Origin of the sequence: Campylobacter canadensis, from assembly GCF_013177655.1 — a bacterium.
GTDB lineage: Bacteria > Campylobacterota > Campylobacteria > Campylobacterales > Campylobacteraceae > Campylobacter_E > Campylobacter_E canadensis.
Genome location: NZ_CP035946.1, coordinates 858,014 through 879,509 on the forward strand (window position 1 = coordinate 858,014; position 21,496 = coordinate 879,509).

Annotated in this window: 22 protein-coding genes; all 22 read left to right on the forward strand. The window is 24.5% G+C overall.

The genetic code is table 11. From position 1 onward, the window contains the following. The first annotated feature begins 115 nt into the window (after positions 1-115). Positions 116-1,132: a hypothetical protein gene (locus CCANL266_RS04045; RefSeq protein WP_172231721.1), complete on the forward strand. Its 1,017-nt coding sequence runs from the start codon at positions 116-118 to the stop codon at positions 1,130-1,132. A gap of 300 nt (positions 1,133-1,432) precedes the next feature. Beyond that, positions 1,433-2,461, forward strand: coding sequence for a hypothetical protein (locus CCANL266_RS04050; protein WP_172231725.1), 1,029 nt, complete (start codon positions 1,433-1,435; stop codon positions 2,459-2,461). Positions 2,462-2,481: 20 nt separating this feature from the next. Continuing rightward, positions 2,482-2,604, forward strand: a complete 123-nt coding sequence (locus tag CCANL266_RS09660) for a hypothetical protein (RefSeq protein ID WP_263450553.1) — start codon at positions 2,482-2,484, stop codon at positions 2,602-2,604. Between the two features lie 142 nt (positions 2,605-2,746). Then, complete coding sequence (locus CCANL266_RS04055) at positions 2,747-3,772, forward strand: hypothetical protein (protein ID WP_172231728.1); 1,026 nt, start codon at positions 2,747-2,749, stop codon at positions 3,770-3,772. 20 nt (positions 3,773-3,792) lie between these two features. Further along, positions 3,793-6,885 (forward strand): VWA domain-containing protein, encoded by a 3,093-nt coding sequence (locus CCANL266_RS04060; protein WP_172231731.1) that lies wholly within the window; start codon positions 3,793-3,795, stop codon positions 6,883-6,885. A 62-nt stretch (positions 6,886-6,947) separates the two neighbouring features. Beyond that, positions 6,948-8,249: an HlyD family type I secretion periplasmic adaptor subunit gene (locus CCANL266_RS04065; RefSeq protein ID WP_172231734.1), complete on the forward strand. Its 1,302-nt coding sequence runs from the start codon at positions 6,948-6,950 to the stop codon at positions 8,247-8,249. Beyond that, the gene (locus tag CCANL266_RS04070; RefSeq protein WP_172231737.1) at positions 8,246-9,208 is read left to right on the forward strand and encodes a TolC family protein; all 963 of its coding nucleotides are present in this window, start codon (positions 8,246-8,248) and stop codon (positions 9,206-9,208) included. Before CCANL266_RS04065 ends, CCANL266_RS04070 begins: the two co-directional genes overlap by 4 nt. Before the next feature lie 13 nt (positions 9,209-9,221). Then, positions 9,222-9,503, forward strand: coding sequence for a hypothetical protein (locus CCANL266_RS04075; protein WP_172231740.1), 282 nt, complete (start codon positions 9,222-9,224; stop codon positions 9,501-9,503). Between the two features lie 12 nt (positions 9,504-9,515). After that, positions 9,516-11,612: a peptidase domain-containing ABC transporter gene (locus tag CCANL266_RS04080; RefSeq protein WP_172231743.1), complete on the forward strand. Its 2,097-nt coding sequence runs from the start codon at positions 9,516-9,518 to the stop codon at positions 11,610-11,612. 184 nt (positions 11,613-11,796) lie between these two features. Then, positions 11,797-12,663, forward strand: coding sequence for a hypothetical protein (locus tag CCANL266_RS04085; protein ID WP_172231746.1), 867 nt, complete (start codon positions 11,797-11,799; stop codon positions 12,661-12,663). Continuing rightward, entirely contained in the window at positions 12,660-14,003 is a 1,344-nt protein-coding gene (locus CCANL266_RS04090) for a lipase family protein (RefSeq protein ID WP_172231749.1), read from the forward strand. The genes CCANL266_RS04085 and CCANL266_RS04090 overlap by 4 nt, the downstream gene beginning before the upstream one ends. A gap of 137 nt (positions 14,004-14,140) precedes the next feature. Further along, positions 14,141-14,578, forward strand: a complete 438-nt coding sequence (locus tag CCANL266_RS04095; RefSeq protein WP_172231752.1) for a hypothetical protein — start codon at positions 14,141-14,143, stop codon at positions 14,576-14,578. Positions 14,579-14,586: 8 nt separating this feature from the next. Further along, complete coding sequence (locus CCANL266_RS04100) at positions 14,587-18,051, forward strand: calcium-binding protein (RefSeq protein ID WP_216657303.1); 3,465 nt, start codon at positions 14,587-14,589, stop codon at positions 18,049-18,051. Positions 18,052-18,282: 231 nt separating this feature from the next. Beyond that, positions 18,283-18,483 (forward strand): hypothetical protein, encoded by a 201-nt coding sequence (locus tag CCANL266_RS04105; RefSeq protein WP_172231758.1) that lies wholly within the window; start codon positions 18,283-18,285, stop codon positions 18,481-18,483. A 33-nt stretch (positions 18,484-18,516) separates the two neighbouring features. After that, the gene (locus CCANL266_RS04110) at positions 18,517-18,660 is read left to right on the forward strand and encodes a hypothetical protein (RefSeq protein WP_172231761.1); all 144 of its coding nucleotides are present in this window, start codon (positions 18,517-18,519) and stop codon (positions 18,658-18,660) included. A gap of 180 nt (positions 18,661-18,840) precedes the next feature. Continuing rightward, entirely contained in the window at positions 18,841-18,990 is a 150-nt protein-coding gene (locus CCANL266_RS04115) for a hypothetical protein (RefSeq protein WP_172231764.1), read from the forward strand. Between the two features lie 43 nt (positions 18,991-19,033). Then, positions 19,034-19,213 carry a hypothetical protein gene (locus CCANL266_RS04120; protein WP_172231767.1) on the forward strand — a complete coding sequence of 60 codons (180 nt, stop codon included), beginning with the start codon at positions 19,034-19,036 and terminating at the stop codon, positions 19,211-19,213. A 9-nt stretch (positions 19,214-19,222) separates the two neighbouring features. Then, positions 19,223-19,852, forward strand: a complete 630-nt coding sequence (locus CCANL266_RS04125) for a hypothetical protein (protein WP_172231770.1) — start codon at positions 19,223-19,225, stop codon at positions 19,850-19,852. 91 nt (positions 19,853-19,943) lie between these two features. Continuing rightward, positions 19,944-20,567 carry a hypothetical protein gene (locus CCANL266_RS04130; RefSeq protein ID WP_172231773.1) on the forward strand — a complete coding sequence of 208 codons (624 nt, stop codon included), beginning with the start codon at positions 19,944-19,946 and terminating at the stop codon, positions 20,565-20,567. A gap of 124 nt (positions 20,568-20,691) precedes the next feature. Beyond that, a complete protein-coding gene (locus tag CCANL266_RS04135; RefSeq protein WP_172231776.1) occupies positions 20,692-20,868 on the forward strand; it encodes a hypothetical protein in 177 nt (58 codons plus the stop codon). Then, positions 20,865-21,197, forward strand: a complete 333-nt coding sequence (locus CCANL266_RS04140; protein ID WP_172231779.1) for a hypothetical protein — start codon at positions 20,865-20,867, stop codon at positions 21,195-21,197. Before CCANL266_RS04135 ends, CCANL266_RS04140 begins: the two co-directional genes overlap by 4 nt. Positions 21,198-21,266: 69 nt before the next feature. Beyond that, positions 21,267-21,494: a hypothetical protein gene (locus tag CCANL266_RS04145; protein WP_172231782.1), complete on the forward strand. Its 228-nt coding sequence runs from the start codon at positions 21,267-21,269 to the stop codon at positions 21,492-21,494. Positions 21,495-21,496: the final 2 nt, after the last annotated feature.

The following is a 21,496-nucleotide window of genomic DNA, read 5'->3' on the forward strand; positions in this document are numbered from 1 at the left end:
ATTTAACTTATTATTAAAATTAGCATAAAAAGTAACAAATTATAAAAAATAATAAAGATTTTTAATATTTTTATTTAAATTAATGCTATAATAAGAAAAATAACAAAGGTATGATATGAAAAAAGTATTAAAAATACTAAAAATACTTTTTATAATTTTTATAATAATTGAAATAATGATTGCTATTGGTTCAGTTGTTGTAGGCCCTACTATTGGCAGAGGAAAACCAGAAAAAGATATATTTTGGATGCTTGTTTGCTTTTTTGTGGCAAATGTTTGTATTTATGAATATTTAATTAAAATAATAGTTTTATTTTATAAAGGACTTATACTTTATCCACTAACTTATTTTAAAGTTTTTATAATCATATTTTTTATAATACTTTTCTTTAAATTAAGAAAGAAATTTAATAACAAAATAGCTTTTAAATATAGCATAATTCCTATGATAATAATGTTTATATTAGATATTTCCTTTTTAAGAGTTGTTCCTGATTACTCAAGTAAAACTCATGAAAAAACAGTAACTTTAATTGGTTATAAAAAATATCAGCAAGGCTATTGTTTAGAAGAAGATAGGATATTACCTAAAGATGAGCTTTATAAAAGAGTGGTGATTGATGATTTTACAAAGTTATTAGTATGTCAAGATAATCTTTATAAAATGATTTATAATAGCATTACAAGTCATAAATACGAGATACATAAAGATATTAATCTAGATAATTACAAAGATTACTTAAGAAAAAATGTTTATTCTAAAGAATATGTTAATTATAAAGAATTAGAACCGGTTGATTACACTAAATATTTAGTAGTTAAAAATAATACAGCTGGATTTACTAAGCCTATTATTTTACCTGTAGGGGGTGTTCGCGTTTCAATTACATTTTATTTAGATTTAGCATTTGAATTTAAAGATAATACATATGGAACCTATAGATTTTATCTTTTTGATGAATTTGATGAGCGTGAAGATAAAGAAAAAGAGTATAAACGTAGGCTTGAAGAGGTTGATAATGAGCTTTTATGGTATGAAAATAATATAAAAAAACAACGTATTTCTTATAATTATAAATTTGATAATTGTGGTTATTCAAACTTTGATCCAGAAAAAGAAGCAATCGATTAATAAAAATTATAAAAAGGAGAAAACATGGCAAATTTTAGATTGGATTTAAATGGTGATTTTACAAGTGAAATATTATCATTATACCTATGGGGACAAAAAAGTTCTAAATAAGTATAAAGTAACAAATTATAAAAGTTCTAATTATTAATCAAATTCTTTTAAAAATTATGATAATTTTAAGTAAGAATTTAAAAATATCACAAAAAGTAACAAATTATAAAAAATAATAAATAATAATAAAGATTTTTAATATTTTTATTTAAATTAATGCTATAATAAGAAAAATAACAAAGGTATGATATGAAAAAAGTATTAAAAATACTAAAAATACTTTTTATAATTTTTATAATAATTGAAATAATGATTGCTATTGGTTCAGTTGTTGTAGGCCCTACTATTGGCAGAGGAAAACCAGAAAAAGATATATTTTGGATGCTTGTTTGCTTTTTTGTGGCAAATGTTTGTATTTATGAATATTTAATTAAAATAATAGTTTTATTTTATAAAGGACTTATACTTTATCCACTAACTTATTTTAAAGTTTTTATAATCATATTTTTTACAATACTTTTCTTTAAATTAAGAAAGAAATTTAATAACAAAATAGCTTTTAAATATAGCATAATTCCTATGATAATAATGTTTATATTAGATATTTCCTTTTTAAGAGTTGTTCCTGATTACTCAAGTAAAACTCATGAAAAAACAGTAACTTTAATTGGTTATAAAAAATATCAGCAAGGCTATTGTTTAGAAGAAGATAGGATACTACCTAAAGATGAGCTTTATAAAAGAGTAGTGATTGATGATTTTACAAAGTTATTAGTATGTCAAGATAATCTTTATAAAATGATTTATAATAGCATTACAAGTCATAAATACGAGATACATAAAGATATTAATCTAGATAATTACAAAGATTACTTAAGAAAAAATGTTTATTCTAAAGAATATGTTAATTATAAAGAATTAGAACCGGTTGATTACACTAAATATTTAGTAGTTAAAAATAATACAGCTGGATTTACTAAGCCTATTATTTTACTTGGATGGGGTGCTTCTGTTTCAATTACAGTTTATACGGATATAGCCTTTGAATTTAAAGATAATACATATAGAACCTATAGCTTTTATCTTATTGATAAATTTGATGAGCGTGAAGATAAAGAAAAAGAGTATAAATATAGACTTAGAGTTTTTAATCATCAGCTTTTATCATACGAAGCTGATATAAAGGAAAAACGTAGTTATATACGCAAATTTGATAATTGTGGTTATTCAAACTTTGATCCAGAAAAAGAAGCAATTGAGATTTATAATGGTATTTAAAATTATAAAAAGGAGAAAACATGGCAAATTTTAGATTAGATTTAAATGGTGATTTTACAAGCGAAATATTATCATTATACTTATGGGGACAAAAAGCTCTAAATAAATATAAAGTTACAAATTATAAAAGTTCTAATTATTAATCAAATTCTTTTAAAAATTATGATAATTTTAAGTAAGAATTTAAAAATATCACAAAAAGTAACAAATTATAAAAAATAATAAAGATTTTTAATATTTTTATTTAAATTAATGCTATAATATTAAAAATAACAAAGGTATGGTATGAAAAAAACATTAGAAATCTTAAAAATACTTTTTATAATTTTTATAATAATTGAATTACACATTGCTGTTGTTTCAGTTTTAGTTGGTGTTATTTCTGGTATTGGTTCAGAATTCAATATATTTGGCGCAATTCTTTTTTGCTTTTTTGTAGCCAATGGTTTTATTTGTGAAATTTTAAGTCAAATAATAGTTTTATTTTATAAAGGACTTATACTTTATCCACTAACTTATTTTAAAGTTTTTATAATCATATTTTTTACAATACTTTTCTTTAAATTAAGAAAGAAATTTAATAACAAAATAGCTTTTAAATATAGCATAATTCCTATGATAATAATGTTTATATTAGATATTTACTTTTTAAGAGTTGTTCCTGATTACTCAAGTAAAACTCATGAAAAAACAGTAACTCTAATTGGTTATAAAAAATATCAGCAAGGCTATTGTTTAGAAGAAGATAGGATACTACCTAAAGATGAGCTTTATAAAAGAGTGGTAATTGATCACTTTATAAAACAACAAGAATACAAAAAGATATATATGAAAATACACTATAATGAAACTTGTGAGTGTGGATACTATATACATAAAGATATTAATTTAGATAATTACAAAGATTACTTAAGAAAAAATGCTTATTCTAAAGAATATGTTAATTATAAAGAATTAGAACCGGTTGATTACACTAAATATTTAGTAGTTAAAAATAATATAGCAGGATTTACTAAGCCTATTATTCTTGTGAGTGATAGTTTAATTCCAATTGCATTTTATACGGACATAGCCTTTGAATTTAAAGATAATACATATAGAACCTATAGTTTTTATTTTCTTGATAAATTTGATGAACATGAAGATAAAGAAAAAGAATATAAACGTAGGCTTGAAGAATTTGATTATAGGCTTTTATTATACGAAGCTGATATAAAGGAAAAAAGTAGTTATAGACGTAAATTTGATAATTGTGGTTATTCAAACTTTGATCCAGAAAAAGAAGCAATTGAATTTTACAATAGTATTTAAAATTATAAAAAGGAGAAAACATGGCAAATTTTAGATTAGATTTAAATGATGATTTTACAAGTGAAATATTATCATTGTATTTATGGGGACAAAAAAGAGCTCCTAGCAAATATGAGATAGCAAGTAGTAAATGGATAGGTAGAAAAGCAGAAAGCATTACCGCTATAGTAAGTGGAGAGCAGTTTTTAAATAAAGCAGGTGATTTTGTAAATGCTAAGGATTTTAAACTATTTGATGTATTTTTTAGTGGAAAGATGAGAGATGGTAAAAAATTAAACATAAACAATATTAAGTCTAAAGTAGAGATTAATAGTGAAGAGCTTATTTTAAATCACGATCAATTTGTAGAATTGTTTTATAAAGACACACAACAAGAAGAAGATGCAAAAGATGCAATTAGCCCAGTAAGCTTATATAGCAGAAATATATATGGTGAAAACTTTGCAAAACTTGCCTTTATGTTTGGAACTATAAGTGTTGGTTTAGATACTGAAAATATAAGATATGTATTAGATAAAGATTTAAACCCAATAAGAGTTGAGAATGTAAGCTATATAGTAAAAGATGAATGGGAAGATAGAGAAAATAATGATATTAAAAAAGAAAATTTTGATTTTGATGGCGGAGAAGGAAGTGGTATTGTCAATGGAATTTTAAAACAAGTTGCTGACCCATCAAATATAGGTAAAAAGGTTATAATAAAATTTGATGGAACACCTACATTAAAAGCTGGAACTATAAATAAAAAAGATTTTAATAATTTAGATAATTTAGATAATAAAAAACATCCAAACATTGGTTCATGTGATATGTTCATAAATGAAGATAAATATTTGTGTGAAGTTAATTTAGAAATACAGCTATACTTTGATAAGTATCATAAATTTTATGAAGAATATAAGCGTATTAGAGGGACTGGTGTTATTAATTTTAGAGCAGAAGATAATAGATTAGTAATTTTTGGAACTGAGAATAGTGATACTTTAAAAGGAACAAAGGCTAAAAATTTTGATTTTACAAATACTATACCACTTTTAAACCACTACAAACAAGATATTAAAAATGGTATAGTTTATGTAGGTGGCGATGGAGCTGATAATATATTAGGAACTGAATATAATGACATATTATATGCAAGTGATAGCAGCTTATATGATGATAACTCTAATAATATTTTAAATGGAGGTGAGGGTGAAGATGTTCTTTATGGAAGTAATGGTGATGATGTATTAATAGGAAATCAAAAAATATATTTTAATATATCTTTTGAAGAAAAAGATAAAGATATATTAATCGGTGGCAACGGCTTTGATACCTACTATGCAGGAGATAAAGATGAGATAATAGATAGTGACGGAAAAGGTCAAGTGATATTTAATGGCTCTACATTAGAAGGTGGCTCTTATGATGAAGATAAAAAAGCATATGTAGATGCAAAAGATACAAGTATTACATATGAGCTTAAAGACAATAATGATTTAATAGTAAGAAAAGATAACAGCAGTATAACTATAAGTAATTTTAATAAAAATGAAGATGGTTTTTTAAACATTAATTTAAAAGATAAGCCTGGTAAAGAAGTAGCTATAATAATAGATACAACAGGTTCTATGGGAGATGATATAGCAACCTGCAAAGCAAATGCAAAGATTATTGCTAGTAATATTTTTAAAGAAAATTTTTATTCTAAAATATCAATAGTTACTTATAATGATAATGATATAAAAACAATAGGAACATATACAAATTATCAAAGCTTCTTAAGCGGAATAAATAGTGTTAATTTGCAATATGGCGGCACAGAATACACAATGGCAGCTATCTTAGAAGGAATGAGTAATTTTAGTCCAAACAATCATCTAAGCAAAGAAGTATATGTAATGACAGATGAGAGCGGAGATGACAATCATAGAAGAGATGAAGTACAAAGAATGGCTAAAAACCTTTCAGTAGGCTTTAGAAGTATTAATAATACTAATAAATACGAAGATACTTCAGTAAAAATTAATTTTATTGCTATTCGTGATGAGTTTGAGCATTTTAAAGAATTAGCTATTAGCACTAATGGAATGTATTTTACTTCAAATTCAAGCGAAGAACTTAGTGATGCTTTATTTGAATTAAGCAATATAGGAACCTCAAGTAATGATGTAATAGAAGGTAATGATAAGGATAATAATCTTAATGGCTTTGGTGGAGATGATACATTAATAGGTAAAGCAGGAAGTGATACTTATACATTTATAGGAAATAATTTTGGTAATGATACAATAATAGAAAGCAATTTAAATAATATTGATAATAATAAAATCATTTTTAAAAATCTAAGTTATAAAGATGTAAGATTTAAAAAAGACTTTAACAGCTTAAAAATCATTCTTAATAAAGATAATAGCGTAACAATAAAAGATTTTTATAATACCAATAATGAAAGTAAAATTAGTAGTATAAGCTTTAGTGATGTTACATTAGATGAACTAGCTATTAAAAGAAGTGCTAGTATGCAAACAAATAAAGATGAAATAGTATTTTTAAAAGAAAAAGATTTTACTTTTTTAAATTTTGCTACATCAACATTTGTAGTAGCTCATCAAGACAACGCAAGCAATATAAGCACATCTTATAAAGATGATGTAATAATAGGAAGTAATAAAAACGATGTTATATCAAGTAAATTAGGAAATGATACCTTAATAGGTGGTAAAGGAGATGATAAGCTATATGGTGGATTTGGAAATGATATATATGTTTATAAAAAAGGCGATGGAAATGATTTAATATATGATGATGGTGGAGAGGATGCTTTAAAATTACAAGATTTAAAAGCGGATGAAATATTTTTCATAAAAGATAATAAGGATTTATTAATTAAGTTTAAAGAAGATAACGCAAATAGCATAAGAGTAAAAGACCACTTTGCTTGGAAGTTTGGTTACCATAATCAAATAAATACAATTGAACTTGATGATAACAAATTTATAAACTCAAAAACCATAGATAAACTAATAGAACAAACAAATGCCTTTGCAAAAGATAATGGCATAAATATGCAAAATATAAACAATATAAATGATGAAAGACTAAATCAAATCTATATGAACGCTTGGAATTAAATCGCTTACCCTAAATTAACTTAGGGTAATTATTATTTATAAAAAATTTAATTAGGTAAATTATGTTAAAAATATTTAAAAAATTTGATGATGATACACACGAATTTAAACCACTTTTAGTAGAGTTAGAAGATAGACCGCAAAATCCATTAGGTAAAAGCATTTTATATATAGTTTTATTTATAATTGTATTTAGTGTTGCTTGGTTGATTTTTGCTAAGGTTGATATTGTTGTTAGTGCTAATGGAAAGGTTGTTCCTGATGGTGAAATAAAAATTTTAAAACCATTAGAAAGTGGAGTTATTCATAAAATTTTAGTAAAAGAAGGCGATAAAATTAAGGCAAACGAACCTTTAATATTGGTTGACCCTAGTGTTTCAAAGGTTAATTTACAAAGTAAAAAAGAAAATCTAATAAGCCTTGAAGATAGTGTAAAAAGATTAAATGCTTTATGTACTCAAAGTAAATTAGAAGATAATATTAGTACAATTGAATATAATTTATACAAAAATCAGTTAAATTCTTTTATGCAAAGCGTAGAAGTTTATGAATTTAAAATAAAGCAAACAAAGAATTTAATACAAGCAAATAATGAAGAATTAAAAAGATTAGAAAATGAATATAAATTTAACAATGACAAAACACAAAGATTATATAAAGTAAGAGATATTATCGCATATAAAGATTATGAGAATTTGTTAAAAACTAATAATGATTTAAAACATCAAATACTAATTAATAAAAATAAAGACTTAGAGTTAAATAACAAATTAAAAGAATTGGTTAAAGAATTGGCTAGTTTTAAAGCTGAATTTGTTGCTAAGAATTATGATGAGCTTTTGAAAATAAAAAATGAAATTGCTTTATTAAAGGCTGAAATAAATGCAATAGAAGTACAAAGTTTAAGGCAAGTTATTGTTTCTCCAGTTGATGGTTATGTTGGCAAACTTTATGTACATACTGAAGGTAGTTCAGTATTAAGTAATGAAGAGTTAATTTCAATAATACCTATTGATAAACCATTAATAATTAAGGCTAATGTATTAAACCAAGATATAGGTTATTTAAAAAAAGAGCAGAAAGTGGCTATTAAAATAAGCACATTTAATTTTCAAAAATACGGTAAATTAGATGGAATTTTAATCCATATTGCAAACGATGCTATAAAGGATGAAAAGCTAGGAGAAATTTTTGAAATCAAGGTAAAACCTTTAAAAAACTATCTTTTAGTAGATGGAGAAATTAAAGAGATTGAACCAGGTATGCAGGTGGTTGCTGAAGTTAAGGTTGGCTATAGAAGAGTGATTGAATTTTTCATTTATCCTATTATTAAATATCTTGATGAAGGACTTAGCGTTAGATGAAGAAAATTTTATTTTTGTTATTTTATAAGAGCTTGTTTTGTCAAGATTTTTATTATTTATTAGATTACACTTTAAAAAAATCACAAATTATAAATATGGCAAAGATTGATATTCAAAGTGCAATATTTAATTATGATTTTTATAAATCATATTTGTATCCTGAAGTTTATATTAGTGCTGATTATAAATTTTCTAACACAAAAAGCAATGAATATAAAAATGAATTATTCAACGAATATAACAACCACCAAAACACAGTTTCTGTGATATTAAAGTATGATATTTTTAAATTTGGAAGTGATTATTACAAAATGCAATCAAGCAAGGAAAATATAAAATCACTAACATACACAAAATGCAAACAAGAATTAAAAATATCTTTAGAATTATTAGATTATTATAAACAAGCCTTACTTATTAAAAATAGAATAAATATTTATAAAAAACTTAAATTAGCTTATGAAGCTTTATATAACTATTCTATAAGATTAAATGAAATAGGGGAGATTGATAAGCTTGATGTTAATTCATATTTTTTAGAATTAAACAATATGCAAGCACAATTAATTAAATTTGAATTTGATTTAAATGATATTTTACTTTATATTTCATATTTGTCTAGTTTATCTGTTGATGATGTTGAAAATTTTAGCAATATTGATGAAGAGCTTATAACTTTTTTATCATTTGAAAAAAGCAATCAGTATTTTGAAATACAATCAAAAATTAAAGAAAATGAATATATTTTAAAGTCTTTAAAAAGTCAAAAATATCCTACTTTTACTTTGTATGCAAGATATGATTTTTATGATAAAAGTAAATATTATTACGAACATTTTATAAATTCAAGTACAAAACACGGTTATATTGTAGGCTTAAATTTTACTTATTATATTTATGATGCAAAGAAGCTTGATTCGCAAATACAATTAAAAAAATTGGAGATTAAAAAAAAGTAACGAAGAGCTTTCTTTGGCAAGGTTAGAATATAACAAACAAATAAATGAGTTGATTTTTTTTATTAAAAATAAAGATAAAATTCTTTCAACACTTGAGCTTATAGATAAAGAAAGCAAAATCGCTAGTGAATATGTAAATAAACTAAATTCTAGTGGTGAAAAAACAAAAATTGATGTTTTAAATATGAGCGTTGATAACTTAAAAAAATTACTTGATTTAAATGAATATATAATAAATATTAATGCAAATAAAATTAAAATTAAATTAATAAATACACAAAATAAATTATGTTAGTAAAGGATTATAATGCAAACAGCTTTAGGTAGTTTATCAATATGTGCAAATTTTGCAAATATTTATATTGATATTAATGCTCTTTGTAAAAAGTACGCACTAGATGATAAAGAGCCAAATATTTATGAATTAGCTAAAATTGCTAAAGATAATGATTTTAAGGTAAAAATTAAGAAATTAAATTTACAAAATTTACATATTTATAAAGCTCCGTTTATTTTTCAAAAAGATGATTTTACTTATTTTGTTGTTTTAAAACTTGATAACAGCAATAAAAAAGCACTAATTTTTGAAGGTGGAAAAGAAGCAAAAGAGATTAGCTATGAAGAATTAGAAAAATTATCAAAGAATAAGATATTAATTTTAGCTCATAAATTATTAAATGATGGTGTTAAATTTGGGTTTTCGTGGTTTTATAAGAGAATGTTAAGCTTTAAAAGTATTGTCTTACAGATATTGTTAGCTAGTTTTGTTATGCAATTATTTGGTTTGGTTACTCCTTTATTTACTCAAGTTATTCTTGATAAAGTTTTGCTACATCACAGTATTAGTACACTTAATGTTATTGCTTTTGCTTTTTTAAGTGTTATTATTTTTGAAACTTTGTTAAGTCTTAGTAGAAATTATATTTTTGCACATACAACTACAAAAATTGATGCAAAATTAGGCAGTGAGTTATTTACACATTTGTTATTGTTACCTATGGTGTATTTTGAGAATAGAAAAGTAGGTAACATAGCAGCTAGAATAAGAGAACTTGATAATATAAGAGATTTCATAGCCAATAAATCAGTAAGCGTGATTTTAGATTTATTATTTAGTATTGTATTTATTTTAATGATGCTTTTATATAGCATTAAATTAACTTTTGTTTCATTAATATTTGTAATATGTATAGCTTTAATTTATTTTTTTATAACACCTATTTTAAGAGCAAGGCTTGAAGATAAATTCCAAATGGGAGCAGCGTCTAATTCATATTTAGTAGAAAGTATTACAGGAATGCAAACTATAAAATCCCTATCAATAGAAGGAAGTATGAGAAAATACTGGGAAGATTATCTAGCTAAATATTTAAAATCATCATTTAATTTGAGTAATTTAAGTAATGTTGCTAGTGCTTTTGCCAGTGCTTTACAAAAGCTTATGACTTTAGCGATTTTGTATTTTGGAGTAGCGTTGGTTATTGATGGTAGTTTGAGTGTAGGGCAGTTAATTGCTTTTCAAATGTTTGCTAATCAATTTAGTGCTCCTATTATGCGACTTGCAAGCTTGTGGAATGAATTACAACAAGCTATTTTAAGTGTAGATAGATTAGGCGATATTTTAAATACACCACAAGAGCAAAGCACCAATAAGCCTATATCATTAAATCAAGTATCAGGGAATATTAAATTTGATAATGTAAGTTTTAAATATAGTCCAAATTCTAATTATATTTTAAATAATTTAAGCTTTAATTTACAAGCAAATAAAAGCATAGGCATAGTAGGCAGAAGTGGTAGTGGTAAAAGCACTATAACAAAATTAATAGAAAGACTTTATATACCAAATGATGGTGCTATTTATATAGATGGAATAGACTTAAGACATTTAAATCCTTATGTTTTAAGGAGTAATTTAGGTGTAGTTTTGCAAGAAAATTATTTATTTAGCGGTAGTATTAAAGAAAATATATCTTTATCAAAGCCAAGCGCATCAATGCAAGAAATAATAAATGTATGCAAAATAGCAGGAGCGCATGAATTTATAAGCGAACTTAGTGCAGGTTATGATACTTTAGTGGGAGAAAGAGGTTCTGCATTAAGTGGTGGTCAAAGACAAAGAATAGCAATAGCAAGAGCCTTGCTGCATAATCCAAGAGTTTTAATATTTGATGAAGCTACTTCAGCGCTTGATTATGAAAGCGAAAAAATCATTACATCAAATCTATCATTAATTAAGCAAAATAAAACCTTTATAATAATAGCACATAGATTAAGCACGGTTAAAGATTGTGATGAGATATTAGTCCTTGATAAAGGCAATTTGGTTGAGTGTGGAAACCACGCAAAATTAATGGAGCTTAATGGATACTACGCACACTTATACAAACAGCAAAATTTATAAATACTAAAATCATAAATAGTTTAATAAATATTATTTATTTTTTTAAAAGAATTTTTTAAATTAAATTAAAAACATTTTTAATATTATTTATTATAAAAAGTAACATATATTAATAATTATTTTTAAATTTTATAAATTTTTATTCTTTGTTTGGTATAATTAATTTTATTTTTAAAGGTAGGATATGAACGAGTTTTTAATATATCTAGCATATTTTTTAGATAATTTACACGATTTAGCTGGTGGAATTATTAGTATTTTAATTCCTATACCATATGCAAGTTTTATTACTTATCCTATTGTTTTTACCCTTACATTTTTTATAGGATTAAAGCTATATCCTAGATTTATAATAGCTTTATATATTTTATTTTTATATTTGGTTATAAGAGCTGGACTTATTAATCAAGGTATCGGTGCGGGATTTACAATTTTACAACTAATACTACCTGTTGTATTTTCATTATTAATTTGGTGGTTTTATAAGTTAATAATGAAACAAAATCAAAAATTTATTAAAGGTATCTTTTATTTTTTCTCATTTTTAATGATTGCTTTTCACGGAATATTATTAATAAGTCATTTTAATTTACAGCAAACTCCAAGACACGAAGTAACAGAACTTAAAAAACCAAATACCTTATTATTAAGCACAATTAAAAAGCAAAACTATACGATAGATGGAAAGTTTTTTAAAAGTGTAAATTTAATAGTTGATAAAGAAGTGCAATTATATGAAGATTATAAAAAATTTGAAAAAAGTTTTGAAGAAGAAGCTTCAAAATTACCAACTAGACTTAGTAAAGATAAGCTAATAAATTATGATATTTATGGTTATTTTGTGGATTGTAGTTACGCAAAATCATATATGTCTTTTAGAGGACTAAAAATCCCAGAACATCCTGATTTTGATAGAATTTCTAATTCTTTTGCTAGGATATTTGTTGATAATTATTATCTTAAATTAGGTAATTACGATAATAATAGAGGTAGTTGCTCTAATGATGTTTATAAAAATTATTTAAATAAATTAAAAGGAGAATTAAAATGAAAACAAGTTATAATGAATTGTTAAAATATGCAAAGGTTTCAGATGCTGTTTATGGTGATACAAAAATAACGAATGGTAAAATTGAGATCAATACAGAAACTTGTGATAATAAAAGTAGTTGTGTTTTTGTGAATAACAATTATGAAATAATTGCTGCTGATACTAGTCACAATATTAGTGGCGCTCAAGCTATGTTGTTTAAAGATGGTAAAAGTGGAGAATATGTTTTATCTATTAGGGGAACAGAATTTGGTAAAGAATTTTTTGATGATGCAATTAAAGCCGATGGTAGAATACTAACCGGACAAGTTCCTATGGGACAATTTATGTATATTGTTAATTTCATAGAAAAAGAAGTAAAGCCTATAGTTAAAGATGCACCTATTGTTATTACAGGTCATTCGCTTGGTGGAACATTAGCAGAGTTAGTAGGTAAAGCAAATAATGGTTTAAATATAAAACAAGTCATAAGTTATAATTCACCAAGTGCTAACAAATTATCCTTGCCAATGATAAGCTCTACAACAGATGGTAGTAAGGATATTGTTGAAATGTATTTTTTAAAAGATGATGTTGCTGTCATTAGAAAAACTACTGCAGAACTTAATTCAAATTTTACATATGAGGATATACCTATAGATGATAAAAATATGGCTATTTGGCTAGGAAATATATTAAAAAATCAACCAAATAGAGATAATTTTCTAGCAATTAGAGCAAATGATGTGATTAGTCCTATAGCTAATTTATGGGATTATGAAAGAATTGGAGAATTAATAGAAATTCCTGGAATTAGCCATAGTATAGTTGATGTTATTGATACTTTAAAAACTTTAGCAGAAATTGAAAATGGCTTAAAAGAAAAAGGATATTCACAAGATGAAATTAATAATAATTTATCACATTTATCAAATAAAACAACAAATTATTTAATGCATAATTTTTATGTTGATTTTATGGTTTATTTATATAAAATGAAAATTATTTCAAATTTACATAATATGTATGCAAAGCCATTAACCTACGACCCGCTAGTGCTTGATTTAAACAATAACGGCAGAATAGATACAATAACTCTTAATAATTCTAAAGCATTCTTTGACCATAACAATGATAATATAGCTTATAAATCATCTTGGATTAGTAAAGATGATGGATTATTAGTATTAGATAAAAACAATAATAATCTAATAGATAATGGCAATGAATTATTTGGAAATTTTACCGAAATAAATCTAAATTATAAAGATACAAATCAAAAGCTTGATAATGATAATATTATAACTCAAACTAAAGAAAGCTTAACTAAACTAAAACCAATACAACTTAAATCTGCTTAAACAATAATTCAACTTCTAAAATATTTTTAATATTATTTATTACAAAAAATAATATATATTAATAATTATTTTTAAATTTTATAAATTTTTGATTATTATTTTAGTATTAGTTATACTATTAATTTAAGGAGTATTAGATGGTTTTTTACAAAAAATGTGAGATTTGCAGTAGTAAAATTTCAAAATTAAATTCTTATATTTTTAATGAAGAATTTGATATATATACATTAAAATGTGAAAGCTGCGGTGCCAATTATCAATTAAGAGAAAGATTTTTTAGTGGTATTTTTAGTGATATTACTGGTATATTATATTTTATTCTTTGTTTTGGTGCTGGATTTTATTATGCTAATAAAATAAGTAGTAACACAACAATTCAAGTGTTGTTTATTATTTTTGTTTTTATTGTTTTGTTTATTATTATTGATTTTATTGAAGAATTAATTATTAGATTTATTACTGGAAAATATATCTTAATAAAAGAAAAAAAAGAAGTAAAACCTGAATTAAATTTAGTTAAACAGATAAGAATACGTATAAAAAATATAATACAAAGGAATAGATATGAAAAATAACATGATAAATGATTTTGCTGAAGGTTTTTGTTAATATACTTATTAAAGCTCCATTTCAATTTGGCATGTTTATTGGCAATATTTCAGGATTGGCAGGTAAAGAGCAACAAGAAAAAGCTCAATTGGAATATAATTTAGCTAAAAAAACATTATCAACGATTTATGAAATTTTAGTTTATAATGAATGTGGATGCAGGGAAATTTTATTGACAGAAGTAGGTAGTATGTTTTTAAATAGCGTTAAAGAAAGACCAACCTATTTTATTGGTTCTTTAGCCGCTGGTTTTATTGGAGGAATTGAAAAATATAAAAGTGTAATTGAAAAATTAGCAATTAAAACAAATAAATTTATAATAACCCCTACCGGTAAGGGTATTATGGCATTTCAAGAATTACAAAATATAATAAATGAAAAATCAAAAGATATTAAAATTGATTTAGATACAAATAAGAATGAGTTTCATTTTATAAATAATCTAAATGATGCTAAAACAAAAATAGAAATTCATTCTCATTCTCAAACAAATACTAAACTCTACGACCCACTAGTCCTAGACCTAAACAACAACGGCAGAATAGATACAATAACTCTTAATAATTCTAAAGCATTCTTTGACCATAACAATGATAATATAGCCTATAAATCATCTTGGATTAGTAAAGATGATGGATTATTAGTATTAGATAAAAACAATAATAATCTAATAGATGATGGCAATGAATTATTTGGAAATTTTACCGAAATTCCAAGTAGTGATTTTAAAACTTTAGATACTAATAATAATCAAACCTTAAATCACACTCAAGCTAAATTTGCTATAAACGGCTTTGAGGCTTTAAAACTTTTAGATAGCAATGAAGATGGAGTAATTGATATAAACGATAAAGAGTTTAACAATCTTAAAATTTGGCAAGACTTAAACGAAGATGGTATAACACAAACAAATGAGCTAAAAACATTAAAAGATTTAAACATAACTAGTATAAATCTAAATTATAAAGATACAAATCAAAAGCTTGATAATGATAATACCATCACTCAAACAGCTAGTTTTATTAAGGATAATAAAGAAAGTTTATTAGCTGATATTAATTTTAGCGTTAGTAGTATAGAAAGGGTATTTAAAGATAAGATAGAATATTCAGAAGATGATTTAAATCTAGCAAATCTTAAAGGCTATGGAGTATTAAGAGATTTAAGAGATGCTGCTTGTTTAGATGAAGAATTAAAAGCAATACTTAAAGATTATTCATCAGCACATAGCAAAGAAGAGCAATTAAACAAGCTTGATAAACTAATCTATGCTTGGGCTAATACTAACAAAGCTTTAAACAAAGATTTCAACCTATCTAAAACCAAAGAATTTAATAGCAATAACCCTAATAATAACACTGATAATGTAAGGGATTTATGGCTTACGCCATCACAAGCTAGAGAATACGCTAATTTTACAATTAGCGAAAGTTTAAAAAATGAGTTTAATGAGCTTAAACAAAGAATATCAATTATTAATTCATTTTTAGGTATCAATAATCAAGATTTTTATATAGCTAGTTTAAACGAATTTAATGAACTTAAAAATAGTTTTAATAATACTTATAATAGTCTAAGAACTTATGTTTATAAAGGATTATTATTTCAAACAAGACTAAAAGAATATTATAATGAAATAAGTATTACTAGCTATGAAAACAATGGCTCTTACGAGCTTAAATTAGATTTTTCTAAAAGTATAGAGAAATTTAAGGCTATTAATGAAATAAATCCTAAAAAAGCTTTTGTTGATTTAGCTGAGTTTATAACAAGCTTTAAAGATATAAATTCTTTAAATGATTGTGTAATATTGCTAGGTGGTTTTATAAAAACAATTGATAGTAATACTTTAAGCGATTATTTAAAACTTTTAGATGAAGATACTATCAATGCACTATCAACTCAAACAGGAACAAGTGGTAATGATACATTAGTAGGGACAAATTTATTAAACGGCAAGGATGTTTTATATGGACTTGATGGTGATGATACTTTAATCGGTGGAATTGGAGATGATACTTTAGTGGGTGGCAATGGTAATGATACTTATGTTTATGGTAAAGATTTCGGGCATGATATTATCATAAACTATAAATCAAATCTAAATGATAAAGATATCATTAAATTTAACGATGCAAGTATAAATGCTGATAATTTAAAATATGTAAGAAATTATAATGATTTAATGCTAATTAAAGATGATAATAATAGTATTAGAGTTAAAGACTTTTTTGCATATGAAGACTTAAGAAATACTATTGATGAAATCAAATTCGCTAATAATACAAGTATAAATAAGGATGAAATAATTAATAGAGTTTATACACCTACGAATGGTGATGATAACTTTACAATGTTTTTTACAAATAAAGATTATGTGATAACTATGCTAGATGGAAACGACACCATAATTACACATAACGGAGATGATGTTATTGATGGTGGAGATGGAGATGATATTATAAGAAGTGGAGCAGGAAATGATATCATAAACGGTGGTAATGGTAATGATGATATTTATGCAGGAGATGGTGATGATATTATAATAGGCGGAGCAGGAGATGATATCTTGCAAGGCGGTATGGGGAATGATAAATATATTTATAAAGGAGTTTGGGGACATGACACTATAATTAATCTTAGAAATGATAATGCTTATGATGAAATAATCCTAGATGTTAGCTCATCATTTGTAAAAATCACTAGAGATAATGATGATTTAATAATAAACAAGCTAAAAAGTGCTGGTTGGTTTAAAAAAGTAGTTGATGATAGTTCATCTATAAAAGTGGTAGATTTTTTCAAAAAAGATTATGATATATCTGCTTTAGTGTTAAAAGATAAGACTTTAAGCGCTGATGATTTAAGACAAATGGTGTTAACTCCTACTTGGGGCAATGATACTTTAATAGGAAGCGAATATAGCGATAAAATATATGGCTTATTTGGTAACGATACTATAATTGGCGGTAAAGCAGATGATTATTTAAATGGTGGTGCTGGAAATGATACTTATATTTTTAATAGAGGCGATGGTAATGATTATATAAAAGATGCTTTAGGATATGATACTATTAAATTTAACGATGTTAGCTTTAGTGAAGTTGTGTTAAAAAAAGATGTAGATAACCTAATCATTAAATATAACAATAATAAAGATAGTGTTACTGTATTAGGTAATTTTACAATAGGGTTTAATAAGATTGAAAAATTTGTTTTTAGTGATAAAACTTTATGCTATGATGATTTTATAAATACAGCTAAAAAAGAGTTACCAAGTTATGAGGATTTAGTAGATAAAGTAACTAAACCTGATTTATCATCTTATTTAGAAAATGTAGAAAAACTAATCCAAGATACAAACGCTTTTGCACCTAATTCATCAGGATTCATTTCATATACAGATGATAAAAATAATTCTATTCAAGTATATTTATAATCTAAATCCAAATTCTTAAAGAATTTGGATTAGAAATTCGGAATTGAAAAAAGGTATATATTTAGAGGTGCTTTCATAAGAAAGCTAGTAAAAAAAATCACTCACAAAAAAATAAAAAAAGCTAAAAAAAACTTCAAAAATGCTTATCTTGTTTCATAAAAAAAATTCATAAAAAAATTAGTTGGCAAGTTAAAAACTTGCCTTGTATTTTTAAATTAAAAAAGGCAAATAATGAATATTGATGTTTGTTTGTATATTGCTATGGTTTTAATGTGTTTTTTTAGTGCCATTTTGACCTATAAAGACTATAAAGAAGCCTTAGCTAGTGGCGATGAAAGAAAGATTAATAAAGACAAAAAAGATTTAAAAAAAGCAATGGCTATATTTTTTGTAGCGATAGTTTGTTTTATTTTAGGAGTTTTTGTTTTTTGATAGGTGCTTGGTGAGAGCTAGAAAATTGATGTAATGATTATGTATTTATTAAGTGGCTTAGGTTGTTTTTATGCAGCTTTTAGATGTCGTAAGGATAAGATAGATTTTTTAGTTTTGCTTGTATTTGCGATACTGTTTATCGCTACAGAAATTAAAGAAATATTAGCTGCTTATTGATTAGTTTTGAACTAGCGAGGAATGCTCGGTGGTTGCTTATTTTGTAATTCTCCCCTTTGTTTTAATGTTTTTTAAAAATCACAAAGGGGAGAGTGTTGTCTAAAAATTAAAGGTTTTTTATGAAGGTAGAAGAAATGATTAATAAATTAGAGATATTAAAAAATGCCTATGGAGATTAATATGCAAAAATTTATTATTTTAGTTCTTTATTACATAGCAACTTCTATGTATAAAAAATATACAGAAGTACTAGCTAGTAGTGATATTAGAGAAAGAATTAATAAAACTAATAAAAAACTATTTTTTACGAAGTATTACCCATCATCTTAGGAATATTATGTATTTATGTATATATGAAGTTAAAGGAAAAATTATGAGAGTAGAGGAATTGATAAAAAAATTAAAAGCATTACAAGATATGCACGGAAACTACAAGGTGTTTTTAAAAGAAAACGAGTTTGATATAAAAATAGTAGAAGATGCTTTTTACGAAGAAGCGTTAATGCTTGATGATACAAAAAATAAAAAGCATAGATATTTTTTGATTAGTTAAGGATGAGTGATGAATTATGAATTAGATTGTCTTGTGACAGAGAGGGAAGGTATATTTAAGTTTTTAATTGATTTAGAAGGTAAGAGCTTTATTCAAGCACTTGATTTTATAGAAGATAGAGTGTTAGCTTATGCAATAAAAAATGAACTAGGACGCTATATAGATAATGAAAGTGTTTTTGAAATTATTAAAAGAAAATTTTTAAGTCTAGAGCAAGAGCAACAAAAAAATGTGATTAACATTGTCTTGGAACGGGCAAAAACAGAGCTTATACCGCATAAGAAAAAAATAATCTTGCTTAGTAAAAGCGAGATAAAAAAAGCACTAGAATTAGCTTATGAATTAAAAAAGCTATATCTTAATAACAAAGTTAAGCTAGAGCTTTTAAAAGAACAAAAAATTTATTTAAAGTCCTTAACGAAAGACTTAGAAAAAGATTTAATTGAAAGTAAAATATTTAACTTAGAGCTTGTAATAGATGCTAAAACAACAACGCTTTTTTGTAGAATGCTTGGTTTTTTTGATAGCTGCCATACTACTAAAAAAGAAATTTATGAGTTCGTCTTGAAAAAGATAGACGAGCTAAATAAAAAACAAAATTATTTTGAGTTTGAGTTTAGTCAGGATGAAGAAGTTTAAAAGGAGAATAATATGGAGCTTAAAGAATTTATAAAACAACTTAAAGCCGAGGAAGGGGCGAGTATTGTTTTAAAAGAAAAGGAGATATTAAATGTTAGTAAATGAAAAAATAAAAGAGGCAAATAGATTATTTCAAAAATTAAAACAAGCAGGATTTGAAAGCCCTTTTTTTAGGTACATCAATAAGGTGGAAAACCATTTGATAATAAGACCGCTATATAAAAAAATAGCAGAATTAATAGGCATAGAATTGCTAAGTAATAATGATACAGAACTAAGCTATTATAAACTTGCAAAAGAAGAACAAAAAAAAGTCTTTGAAGAATTGTTAAAGTATTTTAAATCTACTTATATTGATTTTAAAAAAGAAAAAATCAAGCTAATAAGTAAGAAAGATTTAAAAAAGCTATTAAGCTATAGCAGAAAAATAACAGATTTGTATGAAAAAAAAGACTACGAAGTGAAATTGTTAAAAACAGGAAGTACTGTAGAAGAATTTAAAAATAAAGAATTAGTTAATATATTATTTTATGACTACACAACGATTTATTTTAAAGAGAGTTCTAAACAAGAACTGAAATTCTTTTGCGAAGAAGAATATATAACGAAGGAAAAAAGAAAAAATGAAAGTACTTATAAATTTATTTTAAGAGCAGTAGAAGAAATAAATCAAGAAATACCTTTTTTTATCTTTGTTTGGGACGGTGAAGAATGAAACACGAAGAAGAAGAAAAAGACTTAAACCCAAGTGCAAAAGAGCTTATTATAATGTGCTTAATTTTATCTTTAGTATATTGGTTTTTTGGCTAAAAAAATAAGAAATTAAAAAAGGATAAAAGATGAATTTTATAAACAATTTTGAACAAAAACAGAATATGTTAAAACTTCAAAGCGATATAAATAGCGTAAAATCGCTTTTGAAAAATGAAACAAATCAAATCAATATAAAAATTAATAGTCTAGAAAAAAAACTAGATGAGATAATAACAATTTTAAAATCAAAGGAAAAACAATGAAAGTTTTAAGAGAAATTTTTTATGCTAAGCAAGACATCTTGCAAAAGCATAAGGACAGAAAAAGACAATTACTAAAAGCAGTTTCAGTTTTAAATGCTGAAATAGAAAAAATAGAAGAAATAATTAATATAAAAGAAAAGCTAAAAAAAGAAAGTCAAAATAAAGAATTAATAAAATCATTAATAAATAATGATTTAGAAGAGCTAAAATTATTTATATTGCATTCAAAACGCAATTTTGAATATAAAAACAAGAAACAAGCAAGAAATTTTAAATATATTTTAAATAAAGAAGATTTTTCTAACTTAGAATTATTACTTAAATTTTAATTCCATTCTCTTTTTAACAAATAAAGTCAAATAACAAATTTACATAATTATTTAAAAAAAGGATAAAAGATGTATGTAGATTATATTGATTTTGGAGATAAAGAAGTAGTAAGAGTATATCAAAATAATAAATTACGGATAGATTTTGTTTTCCCATTTATTAGTAAAGATGAAATCATAGACGATTTTGGAAAAATCGTTTCTTATAAGAGCAAGGCAATTGATTTTTATAAAAAAGTTAAAAAACAAAATGATATAGAACAAATGAAAGCTTTATATCAAAAATATATTTTGTAAAA